Origin of the sequence: Arsenophonus sp. aPb (assembly GCF_029873475.1) — a bacterium.
Taxonomy (GTDB): Bacteria; Pseudomonadota; Gammaproteobacteria; order Enterobacterales; family Enterobacteriaceae; genus Arsenophonus.
Genome location: NZ_CP123499.1, coordinates 1,140,288 through 1,155,890 on the forward strand (window position 1 = coordinate 1,140,288; position 15,603 = coordinate 1,155,890).

At 38.6% G+C, this 15,603-nt stretch carries 12 protein-coding genes; 5 read left to right on the forward strand and 7 right to left on the reverse strand.

Annotated elements, in window-relative coordinates:
- Positions 1 to 23: 23 nt before the first annotated feature.
- Positions 24 to 923: a lysine exporter LysO family protein gene (locus QE177_RS05055; RefSeq protein ID WP_280551680.1), complete on the reverse strand. Its 900-nt coding sequence runs from the start codon at positions 921 to 923 to the stop codon at positions 24 to 26.
- A 195-nt stretch (positions 924 to 1,118) separates the two neighbouring features.
- Between QE177_RS05055 and QE177_RS05060 the strand changes: the two genes are divergently transcribed.
- The 3 genes from QE177_RS05060 to macB all read left to right on the forward strand — a co-directional run bounded on the left by QE177_RS05060 (position 1,119) and on the right by macB (position 5,964).
- Complete coding sequence (locus tag QE177_RS05060) at positions 1,119 to 2,780, forward strand: ATP-dependent endonuclease (protein WP_280551681.1); 1,662 nt, start codon at positions 1,119 to 1,121, stop codon at positions 2,778 to 2,780.
- A 114-nt stretch (positions 2,781 to 2,894) separates the two neighbouring features.
- On the forward strand, positions 2,895 to 4,013 hold the full coding sequence (macA, locus tag QE177_RS05065) for a macrolide transporter subunit MacA (protein ID WP_280551682.1): 1,119 nt from the start codon (positions 2,895 to 2,897) through the stop codon (positions 4,011 to 4,013).
- Positions 4,014 to 4,017: 4 nt separating this feature from the next.
- Positions 4,018 to 5,964 carry a macrolide ABC transporter ATP-binding protein/permease MacB gene (gene macB, locus QE177_RS05070; protein WP_280551684.1) on the forward strand — a complete coding sequence of 649 codons (1,947 nt, stop codon included), beginning with the start codon at positions 4,018 to 4,020 and terminating at the stop codon, positions 5,962 to 5,964.
- A gap of 81 nt (positions 5,965 to 6,045) precedes the next feature.
- Here macB and cspD read toward each other — a convergent pair whose 3' ends face one another.
- Positions 6,046 to 6,258, reverse strand: a complete 213-nt coding sequence (cspD, locus tag QE177_RS05075; RefSeq protein ID WP_280551686.1) for a cold shock domain-containing protein CspD — start codon at positions 6,256 to 6,258, stop codon at positions 6,046 to 6,048.
- Positions 6,259 to 6,561: 303 nt separating this feature from the next.
- On the opposite strand from cspD, the gene clpS reads away from it, so the two are divergent.
- Positions 6,562 to 6,882 carry an ATP-dependent Clp protease adapter ClpS gene (gene clpS / locus QE177_RS05080; protein ID WP_026822399.1) on the forward strand — a complete coding sequence of 107 codons (321 nt, stop codon included), beginning with the start codon at positions 6,562 to 6,564 and terminating at the stop codon, positions 6,880 to 6,882.
- Between the two features lie 26 nt (positions 6,883 to 6,908).
- A complete protein-coding gene (gene clpA, locus QE177_RS05085) occupies positions 6,909 to 9,194 on the forward strand; it encodes an ATP-dependent Clp protease ATP-binding subunit ClpA (protein ID WP_280551689.1) in 2,286 nt (761 codons plus the stop codon).
- Positions 9,195 to 9,262: 68 nt separating this feature from the next.
- Here the strand turns inward: clpA and infA are convergent, their stop codons facing one another.
- The 5 genes from infA to trxB form a co-directional block, all read right to left on the reverse strand.
- Positions 9,263 to 9,481 carry a translation initiation factor IF-1 gene (infA, locus tag QE177_RS05090; RefSeq protein ID WP_280551691.1) on the reverse strand — a complete coding sequence of 73 codons (219 nt, stop codon included), beginning with the start codon at positions 9,479 to 9,481 and terminating at the stop codon, positions 9,263 to 9,265.
- Positions 9,482 to 9,812: 331 nt separating this feature from the next.
- A complete protein-coding gene (aat, locus tag QE177_RS05095) occupies positions 9,813 to 10,529 on the reverse strand; it encodes a leucyl/phenylalanyl-tRNA--protein transferase (RefSeq protein WP_280551693.1) in 717 nt (238 codons plus the stop codon).
- Between the two features lie 28 nt (positions 10,530 to 10,557).
- On the reverse strand, positions 10,558 to 12,291 hold the full coding sequence (gene cydC, locus QE177_RS05100) for a cysteine/glutathione ABC transporter ATP-binding protein/permease CydC (RefSeq protein ID WP_280551695.1): 1,734 nt from the start codon (positions 12,289 to 12,291) through the stop codon (positions 10,558 to 10,560).
- 1 nt (position 12,292) lies between these two features.
- Positions 12,293 to 14,065, reverse strand: coding sequence for a cysteine/glutathione ABC transporter permease/ATP-binding protein CydD (gene cydD / locus QE177_RS05105; protein WP_280551697.1), 1,773 nt, complete (start codon positions 14,063 to 14,065; stop codon positions 12,293 to 12,295).
- A 157-nt stretch (positions 14,066 to 14,222) separates the two neighbouring features.
- Positions 14,223 to 15,188, reverse strand: coding sequence for a thioredoxin-disulfide reductase (gene trxB, locus QE177_RS05110; RefSeq protein WP_280551699.1), 966 nt, complete (start codon positions 15,186 to 15,188; stop codon positions 14,223 to 14,225).
- Positions 15,189 to 15,603 lie beyond the last annotated feature (415 nt).

Below are 15,603 nucleotides of genomic sequence, written 5' to 3' on the forward strand. Positions count from 1 at the left end.
TGGCCAGAAAATTGAACTATCTATTAGGTGAAGAAGGCTATCAGTAATGGCGTCAATAGACTTAGTACAAAACCGTGGACAATGGCAGCAGGTACGATAGATACCCCTCCGCAACGTTGTAATATGGGTAGCGTAAAGTCCATTGATGTTGAGCCACAAATCCCCAGTGCCGTAGAACGAAATTGATTGATAATAATGGGAATAAGCATAATTGCTGCTAATTCACGCATTAGGTCGTTAAAGAAAGCGGTACTACCAATGACCGGTCCGTAAGCATCGGTAAGTAGTATACCGGTTAGAGAATACCAACCGTAACCGGCTGCAATCGCTAATCCCACTTTAGTCGGTAGACCTAATAAAAATGCAGCCAAAATACCACCAAGCAGCGCGCTGATAGCAACAATCACCGCAATCGCCGCTCCTCTGAAATTAATTAAAATTTGTCGCAGATACATCCCACTATTACGCAGATGGCAACCCACCAATAATAATAAACAGATAAGTGTAACTTCAGTACCATATTTGGCATAGGATAAAAATGGCCACTTTGTTAATCCTAGTAAGAAACCGAGTATTAATACGCCACACAGTGGTAATGAGCTTAAAATCATTTTTAATCGAGAGAGAGGCTTATTGGTTTCACGTTTAGCGATTTTCCACGGCAAGAATTTATCCAATAGTAGTAAAGCAATCAGGTTAGAGGCAAAGGTGCAACAAAAGAAAACCATTGTATAGATAAAAATTGACGTAAGATGAGTACTAATATTATCTAACAACGACAGTGTGATGCCCATTAAAAATAGGATAATGTAAACCATAGCGCCTAACAGGCGATGTGTAAGCGCTAAAATTTTCTTATTTTTAAAGCGAAATAGATAGCCTATTGTTAATGGTAAAAGAATGATAAGCAGTCCTGAATACATAGTCCATCCTTATTACAATTAACGCTTTTATGGGGATGATTTTATGGAAATAATGTGAAAAAGATAGGCATAATAATGATAAATATTTTATAACAGACTCAAAAGAGGTGCAATATTACAGAATAATATTTAAACGTAATTCATTGCTCACAGCATAATCCAGGGGCTATTGCTAATATATAAAAGAGGATAATCATGTATTTGCAACAAGTGGAAATTTCTGGTTTTCGTGGGATAAATCGGCTTTCATTAACACTGGATCATAATACCGTGCTAATTGGTGAAAATACTTGGGGTAAGTCAAGTTTGTTAGATGCGTTGACTATTCTTTTATCACCGAGGCAGCCCTTATATCAATTTAATCAGCATGATTTTCATCACTTGGTTGCTACAGATGAACAAATCAATAATCTACAAATAATTTTAGTTTTTTGTGAAAACCAGCTAAATAGTCATAAAGCAAGTCGTTTTAAGCTTTTATCACCGTTATGGATTAAAGGAGATGATGAATACAAACGTATTTATTATCGGGTGAGTGCAGAACAACAGAATAATATTGTGGCGACCGAACGATGTTTTTTAGATAAGCAGGGTAATAAGTTGGTTTTAAATGATAATAATAAATATATCCAGCAGATTATTCGATTATATCCAGTACTGCGTCTAAGAGATGCCCGCTTTTTACATCCTACAGCCACTAAATTTTATGCTACTGGCTATAAAAAACTATCGGTTAAATTTGCCAACCAGTTACAGCAATTGGCTCAAGCGTTAATGCAAGCATCACGAAAATTGTCTCATGAAGAGGCAGAGGAAGGTTTTGTGGTACTGCATCAGTTGCTGGGTTATTACTTTGCCGAACAAAGTACCCACTTATCTCATCGACAAGATCAGTCAAATATTGCCTATAGCTTACCTAATAGAAGAGGCTGGCGAGTGCTAGAGGATATCAATCGTATCGTGGCTAAACCTGAACAGCAGCATATTAAATTAATCATTTGGCAAATTTTTTCCTCTTTTTTGCAATTACAAGGTGATCTGCAACTAGCTCGCTATGCCAGACCTATCCTGATTATTGAAGATCCAGAAACGCGTTTACATCCTATTATGCTTTCGATTGCTTGGCATCTGTTAAATCTTTTTCCATTACAGCGTATTAGTACAACTAATTCAGGCGAATTACTTTCACAAGTTCCATTGGAAAATGTATGCCGCTTAGTGCGTAACTCAAATCGAGTGGCTGCTTATCGATTAAAAACCAGTAAGTTATCACTTGAAGATATGAGACGTCTCTCATTTCATATCCGCTTTAATCGCCCTTCAGCGCTATTTGCACGCTGTTGGTTATTAGTTGAAGGTGAGACCGAAATTTGGTTGATGAATGAATTGGCACGCCAGTGTAATTATCATTTTGAGTCAGAAGGTGTTAAAGTGATTGAGTTTGCCCAATGCGGTATTAAGCCATTATTGAAGTTTGCTAATAGTATGGGGATCGAGTGGCATACGTTAGTTGATGGTGATAATGCTGGCAGACAATATGCAGGTTCAGCAATCGCTTATGCTGAGAAGAACAAGGATACGGCACGAGATAGGCTAACCATGTTACCTGCGTTGGATATGGAGCATTTTCTTTATCATGAAGGTTTCAGGGATATCTATCATCAAATTGCAGGTATCCCAGATGATGGCAAGGTATTACCGCGTCGTGTCATTGTTAAAGCAATTCATCGAATTTCTAAACCTGACTTAGCAATTGAAGTCGCCAATAGAGCGGCAGAAAAGGGCATTAATTCAATACCTTCGTTACTACGCAATATGTTTTCACGTGTTGCTTGGTTAGCACGAGGGAAATCTTAGTAAACAGGTAAGCAATAAATATATTGTGGCGTTTATCTGCTGGTTTTGTAAAGGCAGATAATAGATTGCTATACAGTTTTTAACCTATTCCATATTAAAAAAGGTATTTTTAGTATGAAATTTCTTCGCACTCAAAAAAAGCGTTTATTAATTTCTCTCGTGTTGTTATTAATCATTATCATTACTGTTGTGATGTTTTATGTAATTAATTTACCTAAAAAGATAACTTATCAAACTGTACCCGTAACGAGAGGAAATATCGAAAAATATGTACTGGCAACTGGCAAGTTGGACGCGGTTAGTAAGGTAGATGTTGGTGCTCAGGTTAGTGGCCAGTTACAGACCCTTTATGTAAAAGAGGGGGATATGGTAAAAAAAGGGGATTTATTAGCGGTAATCGATCCCCAAAACGCGCAAAATGTGGTGAAAGAATCAGAGGAAACTCTGCGTGAACGTCAAGCTAATTTAGCCTTAGCGCGTGCTGAATTGAAGTTAGCAGAAATGACTTATCAACGCCATGTTGATTTGGCAAAGCATCAGGCTATTTCACGGCAGGAGTTTGATCGAGTTAAAACCGATGTTGCTGTTAAAAAAGCGCGGGTAAAAATTTATATTGCCCAAATTAATCGTAATCAGGCCTCATTAAATACCGCTAAAACCAATTTGAAGTATACCCATCTTACTGCGCCATTAAGTGGGATTGTTACTAACATTAAAACATTGCAGGGACAAACCGTCATTGCTGCCCAAGAAGCGCCAACCATTATGACATTAGCAGACTTGGATACCATGTTAGTAAAAGCGCAAGTTTCCGAAGCTGATATTATTAATCTTAAACCGGGGCAAAAAGCTTCTTTTACTATTCTCGGTGCACCGGATACAACTTTTGAGGGAATTTTGAAAGATATTTTACCTACGCCGGAAGAAGTGAATGATGCAATTTTTTATTATGCGCGCTTTGAAGTTCCCAATCCGCAGCATATTTTAAAACTACAAATGACTGCGCAAATTAAAATCCAACTTGAATTACATAAAAATGTATTGCTTTTGCCATTATCTGCTTTGAAAGAAAACATTGCTGGTAATCAATATACTGTTGCGGTACTACAAAATGGCCAACAGGTGGAAAAAAAAGTCGAAGTAGCCACACGAAATTATATCGATGCTGAAATTGTTTCCGGCCTTGCTGAAGGTGACTTGGTCATTACCAACCCTGAGACATCAAAAGGATAAAGGAATGAGTGCATTACTTGAATTGTATGATATAGGTCGTAATTATCGATCAGGCGAACAGCAAGTAGCGGTACTAAAAAATATTTCTTTGACCATAAATGCTGGGGAAATGGTTGCAATTGTTGGCGCTTCAGGCTCTGGGAAATCAACTTTAATGAATATTCTCGGTTGTTTAGATAAACCAAGTTACGGCCAATATTTTCTGGCTGGACAAAATATTGCTGAACTGGATAGCGAGCAACTTTCAGTTTTACGCCGCGAGTATTTTGGTTTTATTTTTCAACGTTATCATTTGTTACCCTATTTAACTGCCGAACAGAATGTTGAAATTCCAGCTATTTATGCCGGCGCATGCCAACAAGAACGTCGTAAACGGGCAATTGCATTATTAACGCGTCTTGGTTTGAATGACCGTATTAAATATTATCCGACGCAATTGTCTGGCGGCCAACAGCAGAGAGTAAGTATTGCTCGCGCATTGATCAATGGTGGGAAAATTATTTTAGCTGATGAGCCAACGGGCGCCTTGGATAGCTATTCAGGTGCTGAAGTTATTACTATTCTTAAGCAGCTTTGCCAACAGGGATATACTGTTATTCTGGTTACCCATAATATGCAAATAGCAAAACAGGCAGAGCGAGTAATTGAAATTAAAAATGGCGAAATTATCCGTAATTCTGTGCAACGCGAGTCTACAAAAATATTACCGCCAATTTTTTCTACCAAAAAATCGCAAATTTCAATGACCCAATGGCTTAATCTGTTTAGAGAAGCGCTACTGATGGCATGGCGAGCGATATTAATTAATAAAATGCGTACATTACTCACTATGCTTGGCATTATTATTGGTATTGCCTCGGTCGTTAGTATACTTGTTATTGGCAATGCGGCTAAAGGACTGGTATTGGCCGATATTCAGTCAATTGCAACCAATACTATCACTGTTTTTCCTGGTAGAGGTTTCGGTGACATGAGTCCACAAGATAGACGAGCACTGCAAGTAAGCGATGTGGAGGCGATACAGAAGCAGCCATCTGTTTTAGCTATATCGGGTAAAATGAGTACTGATGTTCGATTACGTTATGGCAATCAAAATTCCGCTGTAAGAGCGTCTGGCATTGGAGAGTCATATTTCGATGTTTATGCTATGCCAATGAGCGAAGGGATAATACTGACAAGCGATATGGTTAAGCATCATGCCCAGGTTATTGTTATTGATCAAAATACCAAGAATATATTTTTTCCTCAGCAAAAACAGGTGGTTGGTGAAATAATGTTAGTTGGGAATATACCTGTTACTATTGTTGGTGTGGCAGCTGAGCAAAAGTCAATTTATGGTAATAGCAATATGCTACAGATTTGGATGCCTTATACCACTATGAGTAGCCGCCTGATGAATCGCTCTTATTTTGATAATCTCGATATTAGGATCAAACAGGGTTATAGCTCGTTAGAAGCAGAACAACAATTGACGCGTTTGTTGACGGTATTGCATGGGAAAAAGGATATTTTTACCTACAATTTCGATACATTGATTAAAACGATAGAAAAAACGACTAATACGCTACAGTTATTTTTAACATTAGTTGCTGTTATTTCCCTGCTAGTCGGTGGTATAGGTGTTATGAATATCATGTTGGTTTCAGTAACCGAACGCACGAAAGAAATTGGTATTCGCATTGCAATCGGCGCTCGAAATAGCGATATTATGCAACAATTTTTGATAGAGGCGATTTTTATTTGTTTGTTTGGTGGGTTTCTAGGGATCTTACTCTCTTATTTGGTCGCACTTATTGCTCGTTTAGTATTACCAGATTGGCAATTTACTTTTAGTTTGATGCCACTACTTGGTGCTTTGCTTTGTTCAACTATTATTGGCCTTGTTTTTGGTTTTTTACCTGCCCGCAATGCGGCAAAATTAAATCCAGTTGATGCCTTGGCAAGAGAATAAAAATAAGGATTTATATGCTCCCAAAAGAAGATTGGGAGCAATGATTAAAATAGCAAATGATTAAAGGCAATGAAAACCTACCTATCCATTTTCTACAGGAATAATAAGGCAGGCATGGTTACCTTTAGGCCCCTTAGTTGAATTAAAATTAACCTTCTGTCCAGCTTTTAATGTACGGTACCCTTCCATCTGGATACTGGAATAGTGTGCGAAGATATCTTCGCCACCATTTTCGGGGCAGATGAAGCCAAAACCTTTAGCATTATTAAACCACTTAACTGTACCTGTCTCCATACATCATCCTTTATAATAGGGTTTTATCAAACAAGTGCCTGTGAACAGCTCATTTTATATTGCAGCGAACTAAAAATTGCTTGTTCATAAAATATACTGTATTAAAAAGATATATGGCGTCAAGTGTACTATATTCCTAGAAAGTGGTTCAGTTGCTAAAATTTGATTTAGATAACGCTATAGGTCACTGTTTTTTATTATTTACTTTTTTAAGGATGATTGGTCACAAAGGGCATCAAAGTGATAAACTAAGAATAATTAAGAAAAATGTATAATTAAAATATTTAACTGGATTTTTACATAATGAGTGAGTGCCAATCAGATTATCAGACGGATGTCAGGCTCAAGGAACAAGTGGAACATGCTTTACAACCACCTTCTATGTATAAGGTGATTTTAAATAATGATGATTTCACACCAATGGATTTTGTAGTACAAGTGTTAAAGAAATACTTTTCTTTTGATGAAGAGCAAGCCACACAAATTATGTTGGATGTTCATTTTCACGGGAAAGGGATCTGTGGGGTTTATACTGCTGAAGTTGCAGAAACAAAGGCCGCGCAAGTTAATATTTATGCAAGAGAACATGAATATCCATTACTTTGCACGATAGAAGAAGTCTGATTAGACTAATTTATAGGGAGGTGATTATGCTTAACCAAGAACTTGAACTTAGTCTTAATGTAGCTTTTGCCAAGGCAAGAGATAGCAGGCATGAATTTATGACGGTTGAGCATCTATTGCTGGCGTTGCTCAGTAATACATCCGCCCGGGAAGCTTTAGAAGCTTGCAAAGTTGACCTTGTGATATTGCGACAGGAATTGGAGCATTTTATTTCACAAACAACGCCATTATTGCCTGAGGATGATAGTCGGGACACTCAACCCACGTTAAGTTTTCAGCGAGTATTACAGCGTGCTGTGTTTCATGTTCAGTCATCAGGGCGTAATGAAGTTACTGGTGCCAATGTGTTGGTTGCTATATTTAGTGAACAAGAGTCTCAAGCTGCCTACTTATTGCGTAAACATGATGTTAGTCGGCTTGATGTTGTTAATTTTATTTCTCATGGCATGGTCAAAGGTAGTGAGGCAGACAATCGTCAGTCAGATTCCATTAATGCCGCTTATCAGAATGAAGATACAGTTGGCGTTGAAGAACGGATGGATAGCTTTACCACTAACCTTAACCAATTATCAAAAGCCGGTAAAGTTGATCCTTTAGTTGGGCGTCAGTTGGAGCTGGAGAGAACAATCCAGGTTCTTTGTCGTCGACGAAAGAATAATCCGCTATTAGTGGGTGAATCTGGAGTGGGTAAAACAGCAATTGCCGAAGGGTTAGCATGGCGTATCATACAAAATGATATCCCGGAAGTGATGAAAGATTGTACTATTTATGCTCTGGATATCGGTTCATTACTGGCCGGTACTAAGTATCGTGGTGATTTCGAAAAGCGCTTTAAAGCATTATTAAATGTGTTAGAAAAAGATGAAAAAAGTATTCTATTTATTGATGAAATCCATACGATTATTGGTGCTGGTGCGGCATCTGGTGGACAAGTTGATGCGGCTAATTTGATTAAGCCATTACTATCGAGCGGTCGGATCCGGGTGATGGGGTCAACTACCTACCAAGAATTTAGTCATATTTTTGAGAAAGATCGTGCGCTGGCAAGACGATTCCAAAAAATTGATATCGTCGAACCTTCTGCTGACGAAACGGTACAAATTATTAACGGATTACGGGCTAAGTATGAAGCTCATCATAATGTTCGTTATAGTCCAAAAGCAATTAAAGCTGCGGTTGATTTATCAGTAAAATATATTACAGATCGCCATTTACCGGATAAAGCGATTGATGTTATTGATGAGGCGGGTGCAAGAACGCGTTTGATGCCACAAAACCGACGTAAGAAAACAATTGGGGTACAGGAGATAGAATCGGTTGTTTCCTTAATTGCCCGCATTCCTGAAAAAACAATTTCTTCTAGCGATAAAGAGCGATTGAAAAATTTAGATAATAGATTGAAATTGCTAGTATTTGGTCAAGAGCAAGCTATTGAAACCCTTAGTGAAGCGATAAAAATGAATCGGGCGGGATTAGGTAGTAGTCATAGACCTATAGGTGCATTTTTATTTGCTGGACCAACAGGTGTCGGTAAGACAGAAGTCACTTTGCAACTAGCAAAAGCATTAGATATCAAATTATTGCGTTTTGATATGTCTGAATATATGGAACGCCATACAGTTAGCCGGCTAATTGGTGCCCCACCAGGATATGTCGGCTTTGATCAAGGTGGTTTATTGACAGATGCGGTTATAAAACATCCTTATTCAGTCGTTTTATTAGATGAAATAGAAAAGGCACATTCTGATGTATTCAATCTTTTATTACAAGTGATGGATAATGGGACATTAACCGATAATAATGGCCGTAAGGCTGATTTTCGTAATGTTGTCTTGGTGATGACTACCAATGCGGGTGTGCAAGAAACACAACGTAAATCAATTGGTTTTACTGAGCAGGATAATAGTACTGATGCATTATCAGAAATAAAACGAATTTTCGCGCCTGAATTTCGTAATCGGTTGGATAGTATTATTTGGTTTAATGCTTTAACCACTGAAGTCATTGCCCAAGTTGTTGATAAGTTTATTGTTGAGTTACAAGCTCAACTTGATGAAAAAGGAGTGTCAATTGAAATCAGCAATGCGGCACGTCAATGGCTTTGCACTAAAGGTTATGATAAGGCGATGGGAGCTAGGCCGATGGCAAGGGTTATCCAGGATAATCTGAAAAAACCTTTAGCTAATGAACTTTTATTTGGCCAGTTGAGTCGCGGTGGTGCTGTTAAGATCGATCTAAATAAGAAGACGCAAAAATTAACCTATCATTTCGAAGGTATGCACAAAACTAAACCAGAGGATGCAGTAATTTAATTACAGATAGTTTATAACCATAGACGATATTCCAATCGTCTATGGCAAGAGCTTGAGATAAGAAGCGATCAACGGCTACGAAAGATGATGCGGCCTTTACTCAGATCATAAGGTGTTAACTCGACAGTCACTTTGTCGCCCGTCAGAATCCGGATATAATGTTTACGCATTTTGCCAGAAATATGCGCAGTAACTACGTGTCCATTTTCTAGTTCAACATGGAACATGGTATTGGGCAGAGTATCTAGTACTGTACCTTGCATTTCAATATTGTCTTCTTTGGCCATCTAATCCTCTAAGTTAATCACCAAGTTTTTTACTACGGGCAAGATAATGCCGAAAAACCCTCCTTATGTAAAGGAGTGTAGAGTTTAAAGTCACTTTTACTTTTTATCAAGAGATGAAAATTACGCCATTAAAGCTTAATAGTACAAAAATATACAACAAGTATACGATTTGAACAACGCGAACGATAAAAAAATAAAATGCAACAATGTAATAGCAAACTATCTAACTTAGTTTGCAATAGCATGAATTATTCTGCTACCTATATCTTCAAATTAGTATTTAATCAGCTATCTGTTATCTCTCTTTAGGCAAAAAGTACTTTTCAGTTAATCATCCGAAATGATTAGTTTCTTCTGTATTAGGTAAAGTTATTGTTTGCTTTAGCCAACATGCTTTATCAAGAGGTTGGTCGCGATATTGATAGAGATAATTTAAAAATTGTACCCGAGGGATCTCTCTCACACCTAAAGAGGCGGTATATGCATTAATTATTTGGCAATCAAACAGTTTACCACCGAAACGCAGGAAATGGTGATAAAAAGCAATAAGTGCATATTTAGAACCATCACTAACACGGCTAAACATCGATTCACCACAAAAAATTTTACCAACATTAACACCATATAGTCCACCAATTAATTTTGTGTTGTGCCAAACTTCGACGGAATGCGCAACACCTAGTTGATGCAAAGCAGTATATGCTTCTATTATTTGATGGGTGATCCAGGTTCCTTCTTGCCGTTGTGCGCAGCCGGCGATAACTTGTTCAAAGTCATGATTTAGCGTAATGACATACGGCGTTTTTCGCATTCTTTTTTTGGTTGTTCGGCTAATGTGTATTTCTGCTGGCAAGAGCACTGCACGTGGATCTGGCGACCACCACAATGGAATTTCCGTTGGATTAAACCAAGGGAAAATCCCTTCATAATAGGCAGCTTGTAATCTACCGACCGCCAGATCACCGCCAATGGCGAGTAAACCATTGGGGTCAGATAGAGCATATTCTGGCGCTGGAAAGAGATAAGATCCCTTATCAAGCTGAAACATATAACCATCCTATTAACGAATTTTGTGATTATGTTAGTACTATTCTGGCTTGGTAATATTGAAAATAGCGCCCTTGCAATTGTAATAATTCTTCATGGGTAGCTTGCTCAATAATTTTCCCATCATCCATCACATATATTTGATCCATTTTTTCCAGTCCTTGTAAGCGATGGGTAATAACTAATAAAGTTTTGTCGCAACAGTGCTGCTGCAACTGAATTAGGATCTGTTTTTCAGTTTTTGCATCTAATCCTTCGGTCGGCTCATCTAATAAAATGACTGGCGCATCATAAAGTAGGGCTCTTGCGATACCTAATCGCCGTTGTTCACCGCCTGAAAGCTGTCGACCACCTTCACCGATCCAACTATCCAGCCCTTGATTTTTAATTAGGCTATCTAAACCGACTTGTTCTAATACTTTTGTCAGTAAAGTATCACTTGCATCATCTTTCGCTATTAACAGATTATTACGTAAGGTATCACTAAAAATATGGGTTCGCTGTGGTACTACCGCCATTAATTTACGTAATGTTTTCTCATTATAGTGATTAATTGGCTGGCCATTTATCAAGATCTGGCCTGAACTAACATCCCATGCACGCGTTAATAATTGTAACAGCGTGGATTTACCACAACCGGTTTTACCTAGTAGCGCAATATGTTCACCTGCATTGAGTGTCAAACAGATATTTTGTAGTGTCGGTTGCGGTTGTTGAGGATAACTGAAATGCACATTTTGCAATTTGATCTCAACTTTATTACTCGCCGTTATGCCTGAAGTCGGAAATGTCACTGCCGGTTGTTGATTAATTAACTCCATTAAGCGATTTGCAGAAGTGACGACTTGTCCTAAATATTGAAATGCAACAGCTACTGGTCCAAGAACTTCAAATGCTGCTAAGGTACAAAAAACGAACAGGGCAATAAGTGCACCAGGTTTATGCTGCTCACCCACACCGGTTGCTGCCAGCCACATTAGTAGGGTTGCAGTAAGGCCGGAGATTAAAATCACAATAGATTGTGATAGCGCGGTTAAGTTAGATTGTTGCTGCTGGCGTTTTAGCCAGCTGAATTCTAGATTTGTTAATACTTGCCGAAAGCGAGGTAATGCGCCAAAAACAGTTAGCTCTGCTTGTGCCTGGATAATATTAATTAAATGAGCACGATATTGACTGCGAAATATAGTGAGATCGTGTCCAATAGATTTTCCCGCCTGATAAAAGAAAAAGGGTAAAGTAATCAGCAAACAGAGCATAATAGTGCCCAAAGTAAGGGCAAGAAGTAAGTCTAATGTACTTAATGACAAGGTGAGCAAAATAGTAATAACTAAAGCAGCAAATATTGGAGAAAGCACTCGTAGATACAAATGATCAAGGCTTTCGACATCAGCGACCAGACAATTAAGAATATCTCCTTGGCGATAGTGCGCGATAGCGCCGGGAGATAGTGGAAATAGTTTTTGAAATGTAAATACTCTTAAATGGGCTAAGACACGAAAAGTCGCATCATGGTTAACTAATCGTTCAGCGTAACGGCTGGCCGTGCGAATAATGGCTGAACCACGAACCCCTGCTGCTGGTAGCATATAATTAAAAGTATAAAGCCCGGCAGTGCCAGCGAGTGCCGTTCCGGCTAAAAACCAACCTGATAAAGTCAGTAGGCTAATACTCGCCAGTACCGCGATAATGGTTAATAAAATACCAAGATTAAGCAGCAACCAATGACGTCGATATAGCGCAAGAAAAGGGAGTAGTACACGCATATTATATCTCCTCTGCGCGATAAGTTAGCAGGCGGCTAAAAGCCCCTTTAGTTTGTCTTAGCTCATTATAAGTGCCTTGTTCAATAATTAAACCATTTGCCATGACCCATATTTGGTCGTAAGTAGCAGCTTCTTCTAGCAAATGGGTAACCAGCAAAGTGGTTTGTTTAGTAGAAGCTGTATTGAGCGCTGTCATCACACGTTGCTCACTTTGCATATCAAGGCTTGCTGCAGGCTCATCCAGTAAAAGTAAATGACAAGGGTTTAATAACGCGCGCGCGACAGCAATTCGTTGCGCTTGTCCAACGGACAAGCGAGTGGCATTTTCGCCAATTTGGGTATTAACACCTGCGGGTAAATAGTTGGTAAACTCAGTTACATAAGCATTTTCCATCGCAGTATTAATGGCTGCTGCGGAAGCTTTAGTTGAATAGAGGCATATATTGTCAATAATAGTTTGTGCAGGTAAATGGGGGTTTTGACCAACCCAGCTAAGTTGTTTGCGCCAATCAGTCATATCGAGATCCCTAAGTTCAATTCCATTAACCATTAGCGAGCCACGATAAGGTAAAAAACCGAGTAGCACATTTAACAATGAACTTTTACCAGCCCCGCTTTGGCCGACTACAGCGATCCGCTGGTTTGGCGATAGGGTGAAATTTAACGGGCCAGCTAAGCGTACATTGTCATGAGAAAAAATTTCTAGCTGTTGTGCAGTAATAGTGAATGGTTGACCCGGCGCAATTAGCTGATTATTTTGTGGTTGTATTGATGGTTGTTCTATGCTGGCTAATAATGTAAATAAAGATTCTGCTGCACCTACTGCTTGTGCTTTAGCATGATAATAAGTGCCTAAATCACGTAGTGGCTGAAAAAATTCCGGCGCGAGTATCAAGGCCAAAAAGCCGGCAAAAAGGGTAACTGGTATGCCATAATTACCAAAATGTAATTCCCCTAAATAAGAAAAACCAAAATAAACTGCGACAATGGCAATGGAAATTGATGCGAAGAATTCTAACACTGCCGAAGAGAGAAAGGCCATACGTAAGACTTCCATCGTTCTTTGGCGAAATTCTTCAGTCGCTTGTTCAATATCTTTTACTTCTTTGCTGGCACGGAAAAAAAGTCGTAAGGTATCAAGTCCACGTAAACGATCGAGGAATCTGCCGCTTAATCTGGCTAACGCCACAAAATTTCGCCGATTAACATCAGCGGCACCCATTCCCACCAATATCATAAATAAAGGGATTAAAGGTGCGGTGATAAATAAAATTATGCCAGCAGCCCAGTTAATCGGGAAAATCGCAATCAGAATGATAATCGGGATCATAGCGGCTAAATAGATTTGCGGTAAATAGCGAGCATAATAATCCTGTATGTCCTCAATTTGTTCTAAAATGATCGTTGCCCAACTTCCAGCGGGTTTATTTTTAACCCAAACCGGCCCTAATTGGTCAAGTTTATTTAGTACTCTGCTACGGATCTGCTGGCGAACAATTTTGCCACAAACAAATCCAACACTTTCCCGTATAAAATTAATTATCGCTCTTAAAGTAAATACACAAACGAGTAATACAAATTGAACTAGCAACTGTTCTCGAGGAAGATTATCGATAATCAATGCTTGTAAAATGGTAGCTAAAAGCCAGGCTTGCGTAACGATAAGTAGGCCACTAATAACTCCCAGTAACATGGATAAGCGTAGCCAGTGTTTTGCTGGTGCTGATTGTTGCTTCAACCATTTAACCAACTCAGTTTGTTTTTGTTTATCCATAATGATAATTTTATATACCGGTGATAAGTTAATTAGGACAACGGATTGATTTTAATTTTATCTAATATCAACTTTTATAGGTATATTACAGATAAAAAGGCGCTATTTCGACAGCGCCTGTTATAGAAATTCATAAGATTATTATAATTTGTAACATTTATTTACGGTATAGCGCATCTAAATAACGTTCGGCGTCAAGGGCTGCCATACAACCTGTACCTGCGGAGGTAATGGCTTGACGGTAGACATAATCCATGACATCACCAGCAGCGAAAACCCCTTCAACTGAGGTTTGAGTTGCATTGCCTTTAGTGCCAGATTGCACTTGAATGTAGCCATTTTCTAACGCTAATTGATCGGTAAAGATACTTGTATTCGGCGTATGGCCAATAGCGATAAACACGCCAGTCACGGCAAGCATCTCGACATTGTCATTTTGGGTTGAACGTAAATTGATGCCAGTAACACCACTATTGTCACCTAAGACTTCATCAAGGGTAAAATTGGTATGTAACACAATATGGCCAGTTTTTACTTTTTCCATCATCCGTTGGATGAGAATTTTTTCGGCACGAAACGTGTCACGTCGATGAATTACATGCACTTCTGCGGCGATATTGGATAGGTAAAGTGCTTCTTCAATAGCAGTATTTCCACCACCTACTACTGCCACTTTTTGCTTGCGATAGAAAAAACCATCGCAGGTGGCGCAGGCTGAAACGCCACGACCTTTAAAGGCTTCTTCAGAAGGTAAACCCAGATAGCGAGCTGAGGCGCCGGTAGCGATAATAAGCGCATCACAGCTATAGATTCCGTCATCACCCGTGAGTTGGAACGGCCGTTGCTGCAGATCAACCGCATAAATGTGATCATTAATAATATTTTCTTCTGCAGTAAATTTTTTAGTATGTTGCAGCATCCGTTCCATCAATACCGGCCCCATTAACTCGGTATGATCGCCTGGCCAATTTTCAACTACGGTGGTGGTGGTTAACTGCCCTCCTGGTTGCATGCCGGTAATTAAAACCGGATTTAAGTTTGCTCGGGCGGCATAAATAGCTGCCGTATAGCCAGCTGGGCCAGATCCCAGAATAATAACCTTACTATGCTTGTTGGTGTTCATGGCGGCTCCATTTGTAAGAATATCTATTTAATGTGGCGATTGTAGGAGATTAGGAAAATTAAAAAAAGTAAATTGAATGAAAAGATGATAAGGAATAATCATTCTTTGTTGACTTGTTTTAACATTTTATTTATTAAGGCGAGTTATGAAAAAAGATTATTTTTGGTGAAATAACGTTTTAAAGTGAGAATTTTTCTGATGTCTTATTGACAATTAGTTAATAATAAATTCATTTCCTTATGATGTTCTGATTTTTATTCATAATCTTTGACAATCGGTTGTGTATTTGAGAAAACATCTTATAGGATTAATTACCTCATTTGATTAATTGAAATTGAACATCATTTAAACAAATAGATAAATATCCTACTTTTCATTATCAAATTGAAAACTAACCAGATGATTTATCTACAAG